Origin of the sequence: Collimonas sp., from assembly GCF_044339385.1 — a bacterium.
In the GTDB taxonomy this organism is placed as follows: Bacteria; Pseudomonadota; Gammaproteobacteria; order Burkholderiales; family Burkholderiaceae_D; genus Collimonas.
Genome location: NZ_JBIIVN010000048.1, coordinates 1 through 15,132, shown reverse-complemented (window position 1 = coordinate 15,132; position 15,132 = coordinate 1). Strand labels below are relative to the sequence as shown.

At 57.5% G+C, this 15,132-nt stretch carries 13 protein-coding genes, 3 tRNA genes and 1 riboswitch; of the genes, 9 read left to right on the top strand and 7 right to left on the bottom strand.

The features are described 5' to 3' along the window. Positions 1 to 430 precede the first annotated feature (430 nt). Positions 431 to 695, top strand: a riboswitch (cobalamin riboswitch). 83 nt (positions 696 to 778) lie between these two features. The 3 genes from ACIQ0R_RS05410 to ACIQ0R_RS05400 all read left to right on the top strand — a co-directional run bounded on the left by ACIQ0R_RS05410 (position 779) and on the right by ACIQ0R_RS05400 (position 4,697). Then, the gene (locus ACIQ0R_RS05410; RefSeq protein WP_395824602.1) at positions 779 to 2,662 is read left to right on the top strand and encodes a TonB-dependent receptor plug domain-containing protein; all 1,884 of its coding nucleotides are present in this window, start codon (positions 779 to 781) and stop codon (positions 2,660 to 2,662) included. Between the two features lie 230 nt (positions 2,663 to 2,892). After that, the gene (locus tag ACIQ0R_RS05405) at positions 2,893 to 3,816 is read left to right on the top strand and encodes a FecCD family ABC transporter permease (protein ID WP_395824607.1); all 924 of its coding nucleotides are present in this window, start codon (positions 2,893 to 2,895) and stop codon (positions 3,814 to 3,816) included. Beyond that, positions 3,813 to 4,697, top strand: a complete 885-nt coding sequence (locus ACIQ0R_RS05400; RefSeq protein ID WP_395824599.1) for an ABC transporter ATP-binding protein — start codon at positions 3,813 to 3,815, stop codon at positions 4,695 to 4,697. Before ACIQ0R_RS05405 ends, ACIQ0R_RS05400 begins: the two co-directional genes overlap by 4 nt. A gap of 4 nt (positions 4,698 to 4,701) precedes the next feature. On the opposite strand, the gene ACIQ0R_RS05395 is transcribed toward ACIQ0R_RS05400, so the two are convergent. The 6 genes from ACIQ0R_RS05395 to metG all read right to left on the bottom strand — a co-directional run bounded on the left by ACIQ0R_RS05395 (position 4,702) and on the right by metG (position 10,578). Continuing rightward, positions 4,702 to 5,616 (bottom strand): cobalamin-binding protein, encoded by a 915-nt coding sequence (locus ACIQ0R_RS05395; RefSeq protein ID WP_395824596.1) that lies wholly within the window; start codon positions 5,614 to 5,616, stop codon positions 4,702 to 4,704. A 7-nt stretch (positions 5,617 to 5,623) separates the two neighbouring features. Beyond that, on the bottom strand, positions 5,624 to 6,463 hold the full coding sequence (panC, locus tag ACIQ0R_RS05390) for a pantoate--beta-alanine ligase (protein ID WP_395824593.1): 840 nt from the start codon (positions 6,461 to 6,463) through the stop codon (positions 5,624 to 5,626). Positions 6,464 to 6,626: 163 nt separating this feature from the next. Further along, on the bottom strand, positions 6,627 to 7,502 hold the full coding sequence (locus ACIQ0R_RS05385; protein ID WP_395824589.1) for a segregation and condensation protein A: 876 nt from the start codon (positions 7,500 to 7,502) through the stop codon (positions 6,627 to 6,629). Positions 7,503 to 7,527: 25 nt separating this feature from the next. After that, a complete protein-coding gene (locus ACIQ0R_RS05380; RefSeq protein ID WP_395824586.1) occupies positions 7,528 to 7,737 on the bottom strand; it encodes a DUF3460 family protein in 210 nt (69 codons plus the stop codon). Between the two features lie 235 nt (positions 7,738 to 7,972). Beyond that, positions 7,973 to 8,452 (bottom strand): GNAT family N-acetyltransferase, encoded by a 480-nt coding sequence (locus ACIQ0R_RS05375; RefSeq protein WP_395824581.1) that lies wholly within the window; start codon positions 8,450 to 8,452, stop codon positions 7,973 to 7,975. 17 nt (positions 8,453 to 8,469) lie between these two features. Then, entirely contained in the window at positions 8,470 to 10,578 is a 2,109-nt protein-coding gene (gene metG, locus ACIQ0R_RS05370) for a methionine--tRNA ligase (RefSeq protein ID WP_395824578.1), read from the bottom strand. 191 nt (positions 10,579 to 10,769) lie between these two features. On the opposite strand from metG, the gene apbC reads away from it, so the two are divergent. After that, on the top strand, positions 10,770 to 11,858 hold the full coding sequence (gene apbC / locus ACIQ0R_RS05365) for an iron-sulfur cluster carrier protein ApbC (RefSeq protein WP_395824575.1): 1,089 nt from the start codon (positions 10,770 to 10,772) through the stop codon (positions 11,856 to 11,858). Positions 11,859 to 11,901: 43 nt separating this feature from the next. On the opposite strand, the gene ACIQ0R_RS05360 is transcribed toward apbC, so the two are convergent. Beyond that, on the bottom strand, positions 11,902 to 12,243 hold the full coding sequence (locus tag ACIQ0R_RS05360; RefSeq protein WP_395824572.1) for a cupin domain-containing protein: 342 nt from the start codon (positions 12,241 to 12,243) through the stop codon (positions 11,902 to 11,904). A 189-nt stretch (positions 12,244 to 12,432) separates the two neighbouring features. Between ACIQ0R_RS05360 and ACIQ0R_RS05355 the strand changes: the two genes are divergently transcribed. The 5 genes from ACIQ0R_RS05355 to ACIQ0R_RS05335 all read left to right on the top strand — a co-directional run bounded on the left by ACIQ0R_RS05355 (position 12,433) and on the right by ACIQ0R_RS05335 (position 14,879). Continuing rightward, on the top strand, positions 12,433 to 12,798 hold the full coding sequence (locus ACIQ0R_RS05355; protein WP_395824604.1) for a DUF4399 domain-containing protein: 366 nt from the start codon (positions 12,433 to 12,435) through the stop codon (positions 12,796 to 12,798). 110 nt (positions 12,799 to 12,908) lie between these two features. Further along, positions 12,909 to 14,363, top strand: coding sequence for a glutamate--tRNA ligase (gene gltX, locus ACIQ0R_RS05350; protein ID WP_395824569.1), 1,455 nt, complete (start codon positions 12,909 to 12,911; stop codon positions 14,361 to 14,363). A gap of 60 nt (positions 14,364 to 14,423) precedes the next feature. Further along, positions 14,424 to 14,499, top strand: a tRNA-Ala gene (locus ACIQ0R_RS05345). A gap of 70 nt (positions 14,500 to 14,569) precedes the next feature. Further along, positions 14,570 to 14,645: transfer RNA gene (locus ACIQ0R_RS05340), tRNA-Glu, on the top strand. 158 nt (positions 14,646 to 14,803) lie between these two features. Beyond that, positions 14,804 to 14,879, top strand: a tRNA-Glu gene (locus ACIQ0R_RS05335). Positions 14,880 to 15,132 lie beyond the last annotated feature (253 nt).

Below are 15,132 nucleotides of genomic sequence, written 5' to 3'. Positions count from 1 at the left end.
GGCTATCGTTCACCCTGCCAGTATTTAGATGACTGGCTCGCTGAGCAACATCAGGAAAAACAGGCGGCATAAAAGCCACCTGTTGGAAGACGAAAAATCGAGGGAAGCTCAGTCTGTTGTTATCCGCTGTTGTTATCCGCTATTTTTTGTCGTTGTATGGCGGCGCTGCCGTGGCCCAAATTGCACAACCGGTATCTGCGCTTTGATCTCTGCTATTTGATATTGGAGATCTGTGGACTGCGGCGTGCTGCGATGGTTTAGGTTGCTTATTTTGAAATTGATGGAGAGGAGGGTGGCCGATCACTGCATATCGTCCCCGCGCTCCCGCTGAAGCACCGGTCAGTGGCCGTTTTGGGGCGCCACCAGATCAATTTCACCACACTCTCAGCCTGCCAAGCCTTCCGGCATTTGCCGCAAACCGGCGCCGGCCTTACAATGTGCGGGTTTTGGTGCACGCGAACATGTTCATGTCCGCGGTTAAACGGGAAACACGGCGCCAGCCGATCAACAGGATTGCCGGCCAACGTGTGCTGCCCCCGCAACGGTAAAACAAGCGTCGGTGGTTGAAAGTCATCTTTTTTTCAGCAGTCGACAGAGCGTGTCTTGTACCACTGTGCTTCGGCCTCGCCAGGCATGGGAAGGTGATACGCTGCGTTTTGTTAGCCCGGATACCGGCCAGATCAGGGGGAGTGGGGAATAGGCGTAGTGCGCTGATTCGCTGCTGCTGTTACAACCGGGCTTGCGGGGAAGCAGGCCGGGGACTCTTATCGTATCCAACATGACTTTATCTTTATCACGCCGTCATGGCGCGACTTTGAAGCCGCTTGCGCTCGCTTGCGCGATTCTCTCCTCCGGCGTCGGCTCAGCCATGGCGCAAAGCGCCCAAGACCAGAACCTGGTGCCAGTCGTGGTGACTGCGGCGCGTGTTGCACAGCCGCAGAGCGATGCCTTGCCGCACACTACCGTCATCAGTGCCGAGGACATCCGCAATTCTCAGGCACCTGATCTGCCGGCATTGCTGGAACGCGAAGCCGGCATCCAGATCACCCGCGTCGGCGGCCCCGGCCAGCAGGCTTCACTGTTCATGCGCGGCGCCAACTCGTCGGAAACCCTGATCATGATCGATGGCGTGCCGATTCGCCGTCAGGCTTCTTATGGTTTGCCGGCGTTGGAAAACATTCTGCCGGACCAGATCGATCACATCGAAATCGTGCGCGGTAACGTTTCCGCGATCTACGGCTCGGGCGCCATCGGCGGCGTGGTGCAGATTTTCACCAAGCGCGGCAGCGGCGCTGCGGCAGTCAACGCCTCGGTCGAGGGTGGCTCGCGCGGTACTTATCAGGGGAATGTCGGGGTTAGCGGCAAGAGCGGCGATACCAGTTATGCGTTGTCGCTGAGTCGTTTCAAGACCGACGGGTTTTCAGCGCAGAATCCGCTGCAAAGCCCTAACGTCAACCCTGACCGCAATGGCGACGGCAACACCAGCGTGTCCGGATCGGTAGCGCAGGAGTGGAACAAGGGCAATGAAGTTGGTGTGCGTCTTTATGCCAACGACGCCAGGTACACTTTCGACGATGCCTACGGCACGCCGAGCGACCAGAACAACGGTCATTCGAAGAGCCAGTCGATCGCCGTGTTTTCGAAAAACAAATTCACCCAGGACTGGACCTCGACCCTGACGCTGTCGCAAAACGTCAATCGCGACAATCTGCAAGACCTGACCACGTTCGGCAACAGCAGCAACGCCTACAAGAGCACGCAGAACCTGCTGCAATGGGCCAATGAATTGCGCCTGGCGCCGCTGTGGACAGCGACTGCGGGCGTCGATGCCGGCCGCGAAAAGGCTGATGTCAACGCCAACAGCAGCTATGGCAATTCCAGCAACAGCTATTCGCGCTCGATGTCGAGTTTCTACGCTGGCGTTCTGGGCAAAATCGGCGCCCGCCAATTGCAATTGAACCTGCGTCATGACGACGTTGGCGGTTCCGGTTCGGACAGCACCGGCTATCTCGGTTACGGCTATGCACTGACCGATACCGTCAAGCTGATCGCCAATGCCTCAACTGCATTCAATGCGCCCACGCCGGTGCAATTGTATGACCCGTTGTATGGCAACACCAATCTCAAGGCCGAGCGTTCCAAGTCTTACGAGTTGGGCGTGCAATATGCCGCTGGTGCAACCCTGCTGCGTGCCACCCTGTTCGATACCCGTACCCGTGACCAGTTCGGCTACGATCCGCTGACTTTCCGCACCATTAATATCGCCCGCGCCAAGAACCAGGGCCTGGAACTAAGCGCCGGCGCCAGGTTGGCAGATATCGACTGGCGTGCCAGCCTGACCTTGCAGAACCCGAAGGACGAATCGACTGATCAGACCCTGGTGCGCCGCGCCAAGACCCTGGGGGCGTTGGGAGTCACCAAGAATTTTGGCGCCTGGCGTGTCGGCACCGATGTGCAGTACACCGACAGCCGTTCCGATATCCCCGGCAACCCGCAACTGCCGGCATATTGGCTGACCAACGCCAATGCGCGCTATCAGTTGAGTAAGCAAGTGTCGTTGTTTGGTCGCATCGATAATCTGTTTAATCGCGATTACCAAACCGCATACGGCTATAACCAGCCATCACGCGGCTTATTTGTCGGCGCAAGTTGGCAGCAGTAAAAAGTAGTGTAGGCACCTGTGCCGAGCGCAATTGCGATTTACCGATAGTGCACTTCGGTAACGTTTATATTGGGCCTGTCATGGACCCGAGGGCCAACAAGCTGCCGCCCTCGCGGTCCATGATTGATGTACGCTGAGCGATTCATCAACGATTTGATTCGACTAAATTGACAAGCACAACTTCCTTGCGCCGCGCCGCCGTCATCTTGCTCTGCCTCGCCGTCTTTGCGATGCTGGCGCTGACGTTGTCGGTAGCGTGCGGCAGTAGCGGGTGTGGATCGGCAGTCGATCAAATCTATTTTTCTTTGCGGCTGCCGCGAGTGGCAGCCGCTTTCGTTGTTGGCGGCCTGTTATCGCTGGCTGGGGCATTGATGCAAGTGCTATTGCGTAATCCCCTGGCCGACCCCTATGTGTTGGGATTGTCCGGCGGCTCCGCCGCCGGCGCGTTGCTGGCCTTGCTGGCTGCCAGGCATATTGGACTGACGGGCAACGGTGTTGCCGCATTCGGCGCCGCTGCAGGCTCCGGCCTGGCAGTTCTGCTGTTGTTCGGTTTGGCGCGCCAAGCCTTGCGTCGATTACCTACTGTCGCCCAGCACGGCGGCCATCGCCTGATTTTGACCGGTGTGATGATCGCCGCCGGTTTTGGCGCGATCGTCACGCTGGCGTTGACCTTAGCGCCGGATGCACAACTGCGCGGCATGCTGTTCTGGTTGATGGGCGACCTGGAAGACGCTCTCGGGCTGACCCCGGCGGCGATATTGTTGTTGCTGATTCTGCTATGGGGCGTGTGCAACGCGCGCCAACTCAATCTGCTGAGCCACGGTGAAGGCTTTGCACAACTGCTTGGCGTGTCCGTGGTGCGGCTGCGTTTTCTGACATTGGTTGCAGCTTCGCTGGCGACTGCCGCGGCCGTCAGCGTAGCCGGTACCATCGGCTTTATCGGTCTGGTGGTGCCGCATGCGGTACGGCTGCTAATCGGTAACGACCAGCGGCTGCTGCTGCCAGCCAGTGTCATCAGCGGCGGCGCAGTTCTGACACTGGCCGATCTGGCGGCGCGTACCGTCGTGGCACCGACCCAACTGCCGGTAGGGGTGATTACCGCGCTGGTCGGCGTGCCGGTTTTTCTGTGGTTGCTATCGCGGAGCCGGGCATGAACCAACTGGACGCACCCCTGTTGTGTACCGAGCGGTTGCGCCTCAGTGTTGCTGCCAGAGTGCTGTGCGAGCGGCTCGACTGGCAGATTGTGCCAGGCCAATTCTGGTGCATATTAGGTCGTAACGGCATCGGCAAATCGACTTTGCTACACACGCTGGCCGGACTATACAAACCAGCTGGCGGCCGCGTGCTGATTCAGGGCCGCGACATTCAGGCGACAACAGCGCAGCAGCTGGCGCGCTTACGCGGATTGCTGGCACAGCATCAGGCCGATGCATTTTCCAGTAGCGTGCTGGCAGCGGTAATCGCCGGCCGGCATCCGCACCAGTTCGGCTTCGGTTGGGATAAAGAAGACGATCGCGTGCTGGCAATGCAAGCGTTGCAACAGGTCGGGATGGCGGCCTTCAGCGAGCACGACTTGTTAAGTCTGTCGGGCGGTGAGCGTCAGCGCGTGGCCTTGGCCACCTTGCTGGCGCAGGATCCGTTATTGCTCATGCTCGATGAACCAACTGCCCACCAGGACGCCGCAGCACAAATCGTGGTGATGGAGTTGTTGCAGAGGATAGTCGATGCGTCGCCGCCGCAGAAAGCCGTCATCGCAGCCTGTCATGACATCAATCTGGTGGCGCGTTACGCGACCCATGTACTGCTGCTGGGCGACGGAAAATCGTGGCAGGGCAGCGTTGATAGCGTATTGCAGCCGGAGTTGCTGCAAGCCGCGTTCGGATGCCGCTTCGAAGTCATGCAAAACGGTTCGCGGCGCTTGTTCATGCCAACTGCTGATATCCCGCACGGGTGTATTGTTTCCCTGCGCATTGCCGCCAATGGCGGGTGCTGCCGAAACCGCGTGCGTGGATCAGCTTGTTTCGGCAGCCGGTAAACGCTTACTGGCGTCGCGCCCGTGCGATATCCAGGTTCTGGCATAGCTCGGTGGCGCCATCCAGAATCCGCGGCCCGGGCCGGCTGATCTGATCCGCTGTCAATGTGAACAGATTGTTGCGCGCCACGGCGGTGAGTGACGGAAAACGGCGCCACAAGCTCTGGTCAGCCGCCCCGGTATTGCTGCCGTCGGCGGCAAAGATCACTTCCGGGTTGGCTTGCAATACCGCTTCGGTGCTGACGGTCGGTACTAGTTGTGGCAGCTTGCCGAATATATTTTCGCCGCCGCATAAACGGATCGCGCTCGACACCAGATGCTCGTCGTTGAGCGTCATCAGCGGCTTTTTCCAGATTTGGTAAAACACCCTGACCTTGGGGCGCTGCCGGTAGGTCTTGGTCAGTAGCGCCAGGCGCGCGCGGAAGGCGGCGGCTGCTTTGCCGATGGCTTCGGTACCGGCCAGTTTCGCCAGCCGTTCCAGCGAGGAGGCGATAGTGCTGAAGTCGTGCGGTTCGCTTTCGAATACCGGAATCCCGATCGCGCGCAATGTCGCCAGCTGGCTGGCTGAATTGCCGCTGCTCCAGGCGACTATCAGATCCGGCTTGAGCGCGATGATGCGCTCGGCATCTAGTGCATTGCCTTCGCCGACGCTGAGTAGCTGTTTTGCGGCAGGCGGATAATCGCTGTAGGCACTGGCGCCGATCACATAAGGTCCGGCACCTGCCGCAAATAATAGTTCGGTGGCATGCGGTGCCAGGCTGATGATGCGCTGTGCCGGGTGAGACAGCGTGACGCTGTGCTGCGCATCGTCTTGCACCGTGATCTTGTCGATTCCAGAATTGGCGTTGGCGTTGGCGTTGGCGTTGGCCAACAGCGCCGCCAGCCAAACAACATATTGTCTGTAGTGTCGGCGCGCTGGCATAGGTGGCTCAAATTTCCAGATTATCGATCAGGCGCGTCACGCCCAGCCTGGCTGCGGCCAGTACCACCAGCTTTTCGCCCTGCGCCAGATCACCGGCGGCCGGCGGTTGCAGGTCGCTGCGTTTGCGGATCGAGATGTAATCAGGCTGCCAGCCGCGTCCTGCCAGTTGCGACATCGCTTGCTTTTCCAGTTCGAAGATATCGAGGTGACCGGCGCGCACTTCGTCGGCAACCTGGTTGAGCGTCTTGAACAGCGACGGCGCTTCGGCACGCTCCTCGGCCGACAGGTACATATTGCGCGACGACAGCGCGAGGCCGTCTGCGGCGCGGAAAGTTTCGGCGGCGATGATTTCGGTCGGCAACGCAAATTGCTTGGACATGTTGCGCACGATCATCAACTGCTGGTAATCCTTTTTGCCGAACACCGCAACCCGTGGCTGAACACAGGAAAACAGCTTCAATACGACAGTCGTGACGCCGGTAAAAAAGCCTGGGCGGAATTCGCCTTCGAGCGTATTGCCGAGCCCGTCCGGTGGCCGCACGCGGAATTCCTGCGGTTCTGGATACAAGTCTTTTTCAGTCGGCGCAAAAAGAACGTAGACGCCTTCCTTTTCCAGCTTCTCGACGTCGGCGGCGAAAGTGCGCGGGTATTTGTCGAAATCTTCGTTAGGCCCGAATTGCAGACGATTGACGAAGATCGAGGCGACGATCGGATCGCCATGCTTCTTTGCCAGCCGCATCAGCGACAGATGGCCGTCGTGCAGGTTGCCCATGGTTGGCACGAAAGCGGTACGCAACTGGCCGCGCAACTGGTCGCGGAGTTCTTCGATGGAGGAGATGATTTTCATAAAATAATATATTTGCGGAATAGAATGTAAGAGTTACCGCAGCAAGGAAAATTCCATGGTTTCACGTGTACGATGGGATCGCTGGCGTGCTCACGCTTGGCTGAGATGACAGATTCACACTGCCTTGCGTCAGGCGTGGGTACAGGCGCCCACCCTACAAAAATCACGTCGGGGCATAAGCGGGCGCAAAAGTCGGCGAATAAGCCAGTCGCACATAGATTGGTGCAAAAGGTTCTGCCTGGGTGATTTCAATCAGGGTTTCCTTGACCAGTTCCAGCAGTGCGATGAAGTTGACCACCAGTACCGGCACGCCACGGGCGGGATCGAACAGATCGGCAAATTCGACAAAGCGCGGCGCTTGCAAGCGCCGCAGGATGCCGGTCATATGCTCGCGCACCGACAATTCTTCGCGGCTGATGGTGTGGTGGGCGGTGAGTCGGGCGCGTTTGATCACATCGGCCCAGGCTGCCTGCAGGTCGTCGATATTGACGTCCGGCCAGCGGATAACGGTATTTTGTTCGATGTAGATTTGGGTACGCACGTAATCGCGTCCCAGTTGCGGCAGGGCGTCGATTTCTCGCGCGGCCAGCTTCATCTGCTCGTATTCCAGCAGGCGCCGCACCAGTTCGGCACGCGGATCTTCGGCTTCTTCGCTATCGGTCTTGCGCACCGGCAGCAGCATGCGCGATTTGATCTCGATCAGCATCGCCGCCATCAGCAGGTATTCCGCCGCCAACTCCAGATTGGTGATGCGAATCTGGTCGACATATTCCAGATATTGCAGCGTGACCTGCGCCATCGGAATATCAAGAATGTTGAAGTTCTGCTTGCGGATCAGGTACAGCAACAGATCAAGTGGGCCCTCAAATGCTTCGAGGAAGACTTCCAGCGCATCCGGCGGGATGTACAAGTCGGTCGGCATGCGGAACAGCGGCTCGCCATACAGGCGTGCAAAGGCGACGCCGTCGATCACGTCCGGCGTCGAATCGGGCTGCCCTTCCAGCGTCAGTTCTGCCGCATCCGACACGTTCTGGCTCATTGAACGTTACCTGAGCTTGATGCAGTTAGTGGTTGTTTTGATAAACGTAGGGTTGCTGATCGACGCGTGATTCCTCAGCGCGCTGCTGGCTGTCCAGGTCAATCGGTGCCTTGTCCCACAGCAAAGCGCGGCCAGCCTGTTGCTGCTCTTCCAATTTCGGATTTTTTTTCTTGAGTTCTTCGATGAACTTGGTGATATCAGACTCGTAACCGGAAATTTGTTTGGAGTATGTCATGATCGCTTTGATAATTCGGTGGAAGTAGGCGCTATTTTATGCTATTTCCTCGCCGCTGAACCGTTTGTGCGCAGCGATCAGAGGGATTATCCTGCGGTATCGGAATAACAAGAATAACAAGACAGCTCGGTATAGTCTAATCTGCAACTTACCTGCAATTGGCCTGCAATTGACCTGCAACTGACGGTGGAAAGAACCAGGGGCGCTCGCTCCTGCCTCAGGGCGCTGCGGGCGACTATCGCTTGAGCCAGCGCCGCATCACCAGCGGCGGTTCTTCCAGCGGATTGGCGCGGGTGTATTCCAGCTCCGGCGCCAGTTCGAATTCGAACACCGCATATAGATCTACCACCCGGGTCTGGTCGGCGCGTACCGTCAGCCTCAGCTCACTGATGTCGGCGCTTTGGGCGCGATGTATCACCGCTTCCATCAGATGCTGCGACAGGCCTTGTCCGCGATAGGTCGGCAACACACCCATGCGCAGGATTTCCCAGACCTCGGTTTCGGTATCCGACGGTAGCCAGCGCACCGAACCGATTGGTTGCGCATCCAGTTGCAAGACGAAACCGCCGCCGCGCTGCAGGTCGTGCAGCACCCGCTCGGTGCTTTCGCGGTGGCCGCTGGAGCTGGCGCTGACTCGTTCAGCCCAGCAAGCGCGTGTCAGTTCGGCTATCAGTGCGGCATCGTCGGTGCTCGCTTCGCGGACTTGCAGGTTCATATGCTTGCTTCACTTAATTAGCTGACGCGCATGCCCGGCTCTGCACCTGGCCATGGGTTGAGTACATAAATGCCGGCATTGGTCTTGCTGTCTGCTGCCGAGGCTGCCAGCACCATCCCTTCCGACACGCCGAACTTCATCTTGCGCGGTGCCAGATTGGCCACCATGACGGTCAGTTTGCCGATCAGTTGTTCCGGCTGGTAGGATGATTTGATACCGGAGAAGACGTTGCGCAGGCGACCTTCGCCGACATCCAGCGTCAGGCGCAGCAATTTGTCGGAACCATCGACGTGTTCGCAGTTGACGATCCTGGCGATGCGCAAATCGACTTTGACGAAATCGTCGATCTTGATTTCTGCGGCCAGTGGTTCGATGGCGCTGGCGGCTGTGTCGGCTGTGTCGGCGGTGGATTCTTCAGTCGGCGCAGCCGCAGCTACGGTCGGCGCATCGAACAGCGCATCCAGCATCTTCGGTTCGACTCTTGTCATCAGGTGCGTATAGGCATTGATCCGGTGGCCGTCTGCGAGCGGCGTGGCGACATCCGCCCAAACCAGCGGCTGGATTTGCAGGAAAGACTCGACCTGGGCGGCCAGCGCCGGCAATACCGGCTTCAGGTAAATCGTCAGAATGCGGAACGCCTCCAGCAGGCGGCTGCAGACTTCGTGCAGAGCTGCTTCCTTGGCCGGATCCTTGGCCAGCTCCCACGGCTTGTTGGCGTCGACGTAAGCGTTGATCACATCAGCCTGCTCCATCACGGCACGCAAGGCCTTGCCGAATTCACGGCCATCGTACAGCGCGCCGATATCGGCGGCGACGGCACGCAGGGCGGCCAGGAACGGGTCGTTGTCGGTCGCCCAGGCGGTGCTGATCTTGCCGTCGAATTTTTTCGTGATGAAGCCAGCGGCGCGGCTGGCGATGTTGATGTACTTGCCGATCAGGTCGGCGTTGACGCGGGCCACGAAGTCATCTGGATTGAAGTCCAGATCTTCCACCTTGGCGCTCAGCTTGGCGGCGATGTAGTAGCGCATCCATTCCGGGTTCATGCCGAGATCCAGATAGCGCAGCGGCGAAATGCCGGTGCCGCGCGATTTCGACATTTTTTCGCCGGAGACCGTCAGGAAGCCGTGCACGAATACATTGTTCGGCACTTTGTGGCCGGAAAAATGCAGCATCGCCGGCCAGAACAACGTATGGAAATAGGTGATGTCTTTGCCGATGAAGTGATATTGCTCGGTCTGCGGATCGGCCATGAAGGCATCGTAATCGCGGCCAATCTTGTTGAAGTAATTCTTCAGCGAAGCCAGGTAGCCGACCGGCGCATCCAGCCAGACGTAGAAATACTTGCCCGGTTCATCCGGGATCTCAATGCCGAAGTAGGGCGCATCGCGGCTGATGTCCCAGTCGCCCATGCCGCCGTCGCTTTCCAGCCATTCCTTGGCTTTGTTGGCGACTTCCGATTGCAGCCGCGGCTTGCCGTCGAGATTGCCAAGCGCCCAGCCGCGCAGGAATGCCACGCATTGCGGATCGGATAATTTGAAGAAGAAGTGTTCCGACGACTTCATCACCGGCGTCGCGCCGGTCAGTGTCGAGTAGGGATTCTTCAAGTCGGTCGGGGCGTACACCGAGCTGCATACTTCGCAAGAATCGCCGTATTGGTCTTTGGCGCCGCATTTAGGGCATTCGCCCTTGATGTAGCGGTCCGGCAGGAACATGTTCTTAAGCGGATCGAAAAACTGCTCGATGGTCTTGGTGGCAATGAAGCCCGCGGCCTTCAGCTTGCGATAGATGGCGCGCGACAGTTCATGGTTTTCCGGACCGTCGGTCGAGTGCCAGTTATCGAAAGCGATATGGAAACCGTCCAGATATTGTTTACGACCGGCGGCGATCTGCGCCACGAATTCCTGTGGTGTGATACCGGCTTTTTCGGCGGCGATCATGATCGGCGCGCCATGCGCATCGTCAGCGCCGACGAAATTGACTTCATGGCCCTGCATTCGCTGGAACCGGACCCAGATGTCAGCCTGGATGTACTCCATGATGTGGCCGATATGGAACGCCGCATTGGCGTATGGCAGGGCGGTAGTGACGAATAATTGGCGGGGAGTTGAAGTCAAGGTGATGCTCATTTGGCAATGTTAAGTGCTGCAGAGTGGATAAAAGGATTGATTTTAGCAGCCAACGACGACAATTGTCGGATAGCGTAACCACAATAAACGGATCGCAGGTTTTTCAGCGCGGCCTATGCCGAGCTCAGCGGAACAGCCGCAATATGGTTTAGACTTGCCGCATCTTAGTGGAAATGCGTAGAGGAAAAGTAATGAGCATCACGATTGAAGCAGTCAAGGCAGCATTGGCCGGCGTCATTGATCCAAATACCGGCAAGGATCTGGTTGCCGGAAAATCTGCCAAAAATATACAGTTGGATGGTGTCAATGTCAGTTTCGACGTTGAACTCGACTATCCCGCCAAGAGCCAGTTGGGTTTGATCGGCGCTGCAGCGGTGGCGGCGATCCGCGGGTTGCCCGGGGTCGGCCAGGTCAGCCCGAATGTCTATTCGAAAATACAATCGCACGCGGTGCAGCGCGGCGTCAAGCTGTTAGCCAACGTCAAGAACATCATCGCGGTAGCATCCGGCAAGGGCGGCGTCGGCAAATCGACCACTGCCGTCAACCTGGCGCTGGCGCTGGCCGCCGAGGGCGCGCAGGTCGGCATTCTTGATGCCGACATCTACGGCCCGTCGCAGCCGATGATGATGGGGATCAGCGGCCGTCCGCAAACCAAGGACGGCAAGAGCATGGAGCCGATGGAAAATCATGGCCTGCAAGTATCGAGCATCGGTTTCATGGTCGACCCGGACGAGCCGATGGTATGGCGCGGCCCGATCGTCACACAAGCGTTGCAACAGTTGCTGGAGCAAACCAACTGGCGCGATCTCGACTATCTGATCGTTGATATGCCTCCCGGCACCGGCGACATCCAACTGACGCTGTCGCAAAAAGTCCCGGTGACTGGCGCCGTGATCGTCACCACGCCGCAGGACATTGCGTTGCTGGACGCGCGCAAGGGGTTGAAGATGTTTGAGAAGGTCGGCATTCCGATTCTGGGCATTGTCGAGAACATGAGTACCCACATCTGCTCAAACTGCGGCCATGCTGAAGCGATTTTCGGCGAAGGCGGCGGTGCCAAGATGTGTGGCGAATACGGCGTGGACTTCCTTGGCGCGTTGCCGCTGACCATGTCGATCCGCCAGCAAACCGATTCCGGCACGCCGACCGTGGTCGCCGAGCCGGACGGCCAGGTAGCCCAGATCTACAAGCAGATCGCGCGCAAGGTGGCGGTCAAGGTTGCTGAAAAGGCGCGTGACATGTCGAGCAAATTCCCGACCATTGTCATCAAGAACGATTAAATTAATCAAGATTGATGCAAAAGTATTTATTAAGCACGAATGATTAGGGCGGATCGATTGGATGATGCACCGCCAGCCACACCGTAGGCTGGCCGGCATCGGTCCATTCGATGCGATGGCGGCAATGCGCCGGGATGTGCAGCCAGTCGCCGGGGTGCATGATGTGCTGTGCGGCCTTGCCCTCTAAGGTCAGGGCGGCAGCGCCGCTCAGCAGCAGCACCCATTCTTCTTGTGGATTGTCATACCAGAAGCCGGGTGGGCTGGCTTGTCCGTTGGAGATGATGCGCTCGATCTTAAGACCGGCCCGTTGGTGCAGCAGGTCGACAACTTTTGCCGAACGATCCAGCGGCAGGTTGTGAAATAAATTACCGTAGGTGGTTTGCATGGCAGCGTCCTTATTTTGGTGGGTAGCGCAGACAATATCGCTGTATTATTGCACTCAGTAAATTGTTGGCGGGCTGCCCGGATTGCTTTTCAGTCGGCGTTGAGCAGCTTTTGAGTGTTATTCATTTACCATACCAAGGATATAGCGATGAAATCACGAATTTTTTCTGTACTGTTTGCTGCGACGCTCATGTCTTCCAGTTTTTTGCCGCAGATGGCGCACGCGGCCTCCGTCTCGTTCATCGAGCCGGCCGACGGTGCGGTGGTCAGCAGCCCATTTACCGTCAGGTTCGGTGTCAGCGGCATGGAAGTCAAGCCGGCCGGCGACATGACCCCTGGAACCGGCCATCACCACCTGCTGATCAACCAAGACAGCATTCCTGCCGGACAATCGATTCCGGTCGATGACACGCATTTGCATTTTGGCAAAGGTCAAACCGACACTAGCCTCACGCTGCCGCCTGGCAAATACAAGCTGACCATGCAGTTCGCTAACGGCGCGCATCAGTCCTATGGGCCGGAGCTGAGCAAGACCATCCATATCACCGTCAAATAAACCTCGCCGATAGGTAGACCGGCGCGGCGGTTCCATCGACTGATGCAACGCGGTAAAATGAGGTTTTCCCTGATAACGGCTTTTGCAATCCAAGGCCGTTTTTATTTATCATGACTGCTCCGAATTCCGCTCCTGCCCCAACTGCTGCCTCAGCTACGACTTCCCCATCTGTGCCGGTGCGCACTCGCTTCGCCCCCAGTCCGACCGGTTACCTGCATCTGGGCGGTGCCCGCACCGCGCTGTTTTCCTGGGCCTTTGCGCGCCATTTTGGCGGCACTTTCGTGTTGCGCATTGAAGATACCGACCTCGAGCGCTCGACTCCTGAAGCAGTGCAAGCCATCATCGACGGCATGCAATGGTTGGGGCTGGAGCATGACGAAGGTCCGTTCTACCAGATGCGCCGCATGGATCGCTATCGCGAAGTGATCGCAAAAATGCTGCAAGACGGTAGCGCCTACTACTGCTACTCGTCGCCGGAAGAAGTCGAAGCGATGCGCGAACGGATGCGCGCAGCTGGCGAAAAGCCGCGCTACGACGGCACCTGGCGTCCAGAGCCAGGCAAGGTTTTGCCCGCGGTTCCTGCGGATCGCAAGCCGGTGGTGCGTTTCAAGAATCCGCTCGACGGCGACGTCAGCTGGGATGACGTAGTCAAGGGCAACATCACGATTTTCAACCGTGAAATGGATGATCTAGTGATCGCTCGCCCTGACGGTACGCCGACCTACAATTTCTGCGTCGTGGCGGACGATTGGGACATGAAGATCACCCACGTGATTCGTGGCGACGACCACGTTAACAATACCCCGCGCCAGATCAATATCTTGAAGGCGCTCGGTGCGACGCTGCCGTTATACGGCCACGTACCGATGATTCTCGGCGCCGACGGCGAAAAATTGTCGAAGCGCCACGGCGCGGTCAGCGTCATGGATTACCCGGCGCAAGGTTACTTGCCGGAGGCGATGCTAAATTACCTGGCGCGTCTCGGCTGGAGTCATGGCGACGAAGAAATTTTCTCGATGGAGCAGTTCTGCGAATGGTTTAATCTCGATCACTTGTCGAAATCGCCGGCGCAATTCAATCCTGAAAAGCTGGCGTGGATCAACAACCACTACATCAAATTGGCCGACAATACGCGCCTGGCCGCGATGGTCAAGCCGCTGATGGAGCGCGACGCCGCCGATTTCAGCAATGCTCCAGATTTGGCGAAAGTGATAGGGCTGCTGAAGGAGCGCGCCAATACCGTCAACGAAATCGCCGTTGCGGCCATGCTGTTCTACCGCAAACCAACATCTGATGCCACCTTGCTGACGCAGCACTTTACCGATGCGATTAAACCGGCGCTGGCCGATTTCGTGGGGCGCTGCGCCACGGTTGAGTGGACCAAGGAAAACCTGGCACCGATGATCAAGGAAGTGCTGGCCACGCACAAGTTAAAGATGCCGCAGTTCGCGATGCCGTTGCGTCTGATGGTCGCCGGCCAGTTACATACCCCGGCGATCGATGCCGTGCTTGAAGTATTTGGGCGGGAAGCGGTGGTGGCGCGTTTGCAACCCTATCTGCTGTAAATCTGCAAATCGGGATTTACAAGCCGCAAATAAGCTTGCTATAATGTCGCTTCTGCAAACGGGGGTATAGCTCAGCTGGGAGAGCGCTTGCATGGCATGCAAGAGGTCAGCGGTTCGATCCCGCTTACCTCCACCAGTAAATTGGTGGCAGAAGTAGTGAAGTAAAGCAGTGGTTATGCAATAAAGCAGTAGTTAGGCAACTTGTTGTCCCCATCGTCTAGAGGCCTAGGACATCACCCTTTCACGGTGAGTACGGGGGTTCGAATCCCCCTGGGGACGCCAGAATTCTTTTGGCGTTGACAGGAAAGCAGTCAGAAAAAGGCTGTAAAGCATTGGTGTTGAGTGTTTTCGATACAATCGATAAGGCCGCCAAATGCGGCCTTTATTGTTTTTTGTAAGCAGTAGTAGAGTAGAAGTAAGGTCAGTACGGACAGATTACTGTCCCCATCGTCTAGAGGTCTAGGACATCACCCTTTCACGGTGAGTACGGGGGTTCGAATCCCCCTGGGGACGCCAGAACAAAAAGGCCCGCGCAAGCGGGCCTTTTTGTTTGGGTTTTCAATCAACGTCCTGGCTCTGAGAGCATCATTGCGTCAAAACACTGAAATACCCGAGGGTGTAATTAGTTTTGTGTAAACGGTCATTTGGCAGCACACTGAGCTTCCCCCGAAATTTAGTCTTCCATAGGTAACGTAAAATCAACGATCCTTTGGAAAGACCAGCAATGAAGAAGATACCAAAACAGATGTACACGGCGGAGTTCAAGGAG

Bases quoted from the DNA above. Each gene is read 5' to 3' on its own strand.
- ACIQ0R_RS05355 (WP_395824604.1), top strand. From the start codon at position 12,433: ATGTCTTCCAGTTTTTTGCCGCAGATGGCGCACGCGGCCTCCGTCTCG.
- panC (WP_395824593.1), bottom strand. From the start codon at position 6,463: ATGAAAATCATCTCCTCCATCGAAGAACTCCGCGACCAGTTGCGCGGC.
- ACIQ0R_RS05380 (WP_395824586.1), bottom strand. From the start codon at position 7,737: ATGACATACTCCAAACAAATTTCCGGTTACGAGTCTGATATCACCAAG.
- ACIQ0R_RS05395 (WP_395824596.1), bottom strand. From the start codon at position 5,616: ATGCCAGCGCGCCGACACTACAGACAATATGTTGTTTGGCTGGCGGCG.
- ACIQ0R_RS05410 (WP_395824602.1), top strand. From the start codon at position 779: ATGACTTTATCTTTATCACGCCGTCATGGCGCGACTTTGAAGCCGCTT.
- ACIQ0R_RS05360 (WP_395824572.1), bottom strand. From the start codon at position 12,243: ATGCAAACCACCTACGGTAATTTATTTCACAACCTGCCGCTGGATCGT.
- ACIQ0R_RS05405 (WP_395824607.1), top strand. From the start codon at position 2,893: ATGCTGGCGCTGACGTTGTCGGTAGCGTGCGGCAGTAGCGGGTGTGGA.
- apbC (WP_395824575.1), top strand. From the start codon at position 10,770: ATGAGCATCACGATTGAAGCAGTCAAGGCAGCATTGGCCGGCGTCATT.
- ACIQ0R_RS05400 (WP_395824599.1), top strand. From the start codon at position 3,813: ATGAACCAACTGGACGCACCCCTGTTGTGTACCGAGCGGTTGCGCCTC.
- ACIQ0R_RS05385 (WP_395824589.1), bottom strand. From the start codon at position 7,502: ATGAGCCAGAACGTGTCGGATGCGGCAGAACTGACGCTGGAAGGGCAG.
- gltX (WP_395824569.1), top strand. From the start codon at position 12,909: ATGACTGCTCCGAATTCCGCTCCTGCCCCAACTGCTGCCTCAGCTACG.
- ACIQ0R_RS05375 (WP_395824581.1), bottom strand. From the start codon at position 8,452: ATGAACCTGCAAGTCCGCGAAGCGAGCACCGACGATGCCGCACTGATA.
- metG (WP_395824578.1), bottom strand. From the start codon at position 10,578: ATGAGCATCACCTTGACTTCAACTCCCCGCCAATTATTCGTCACTACC.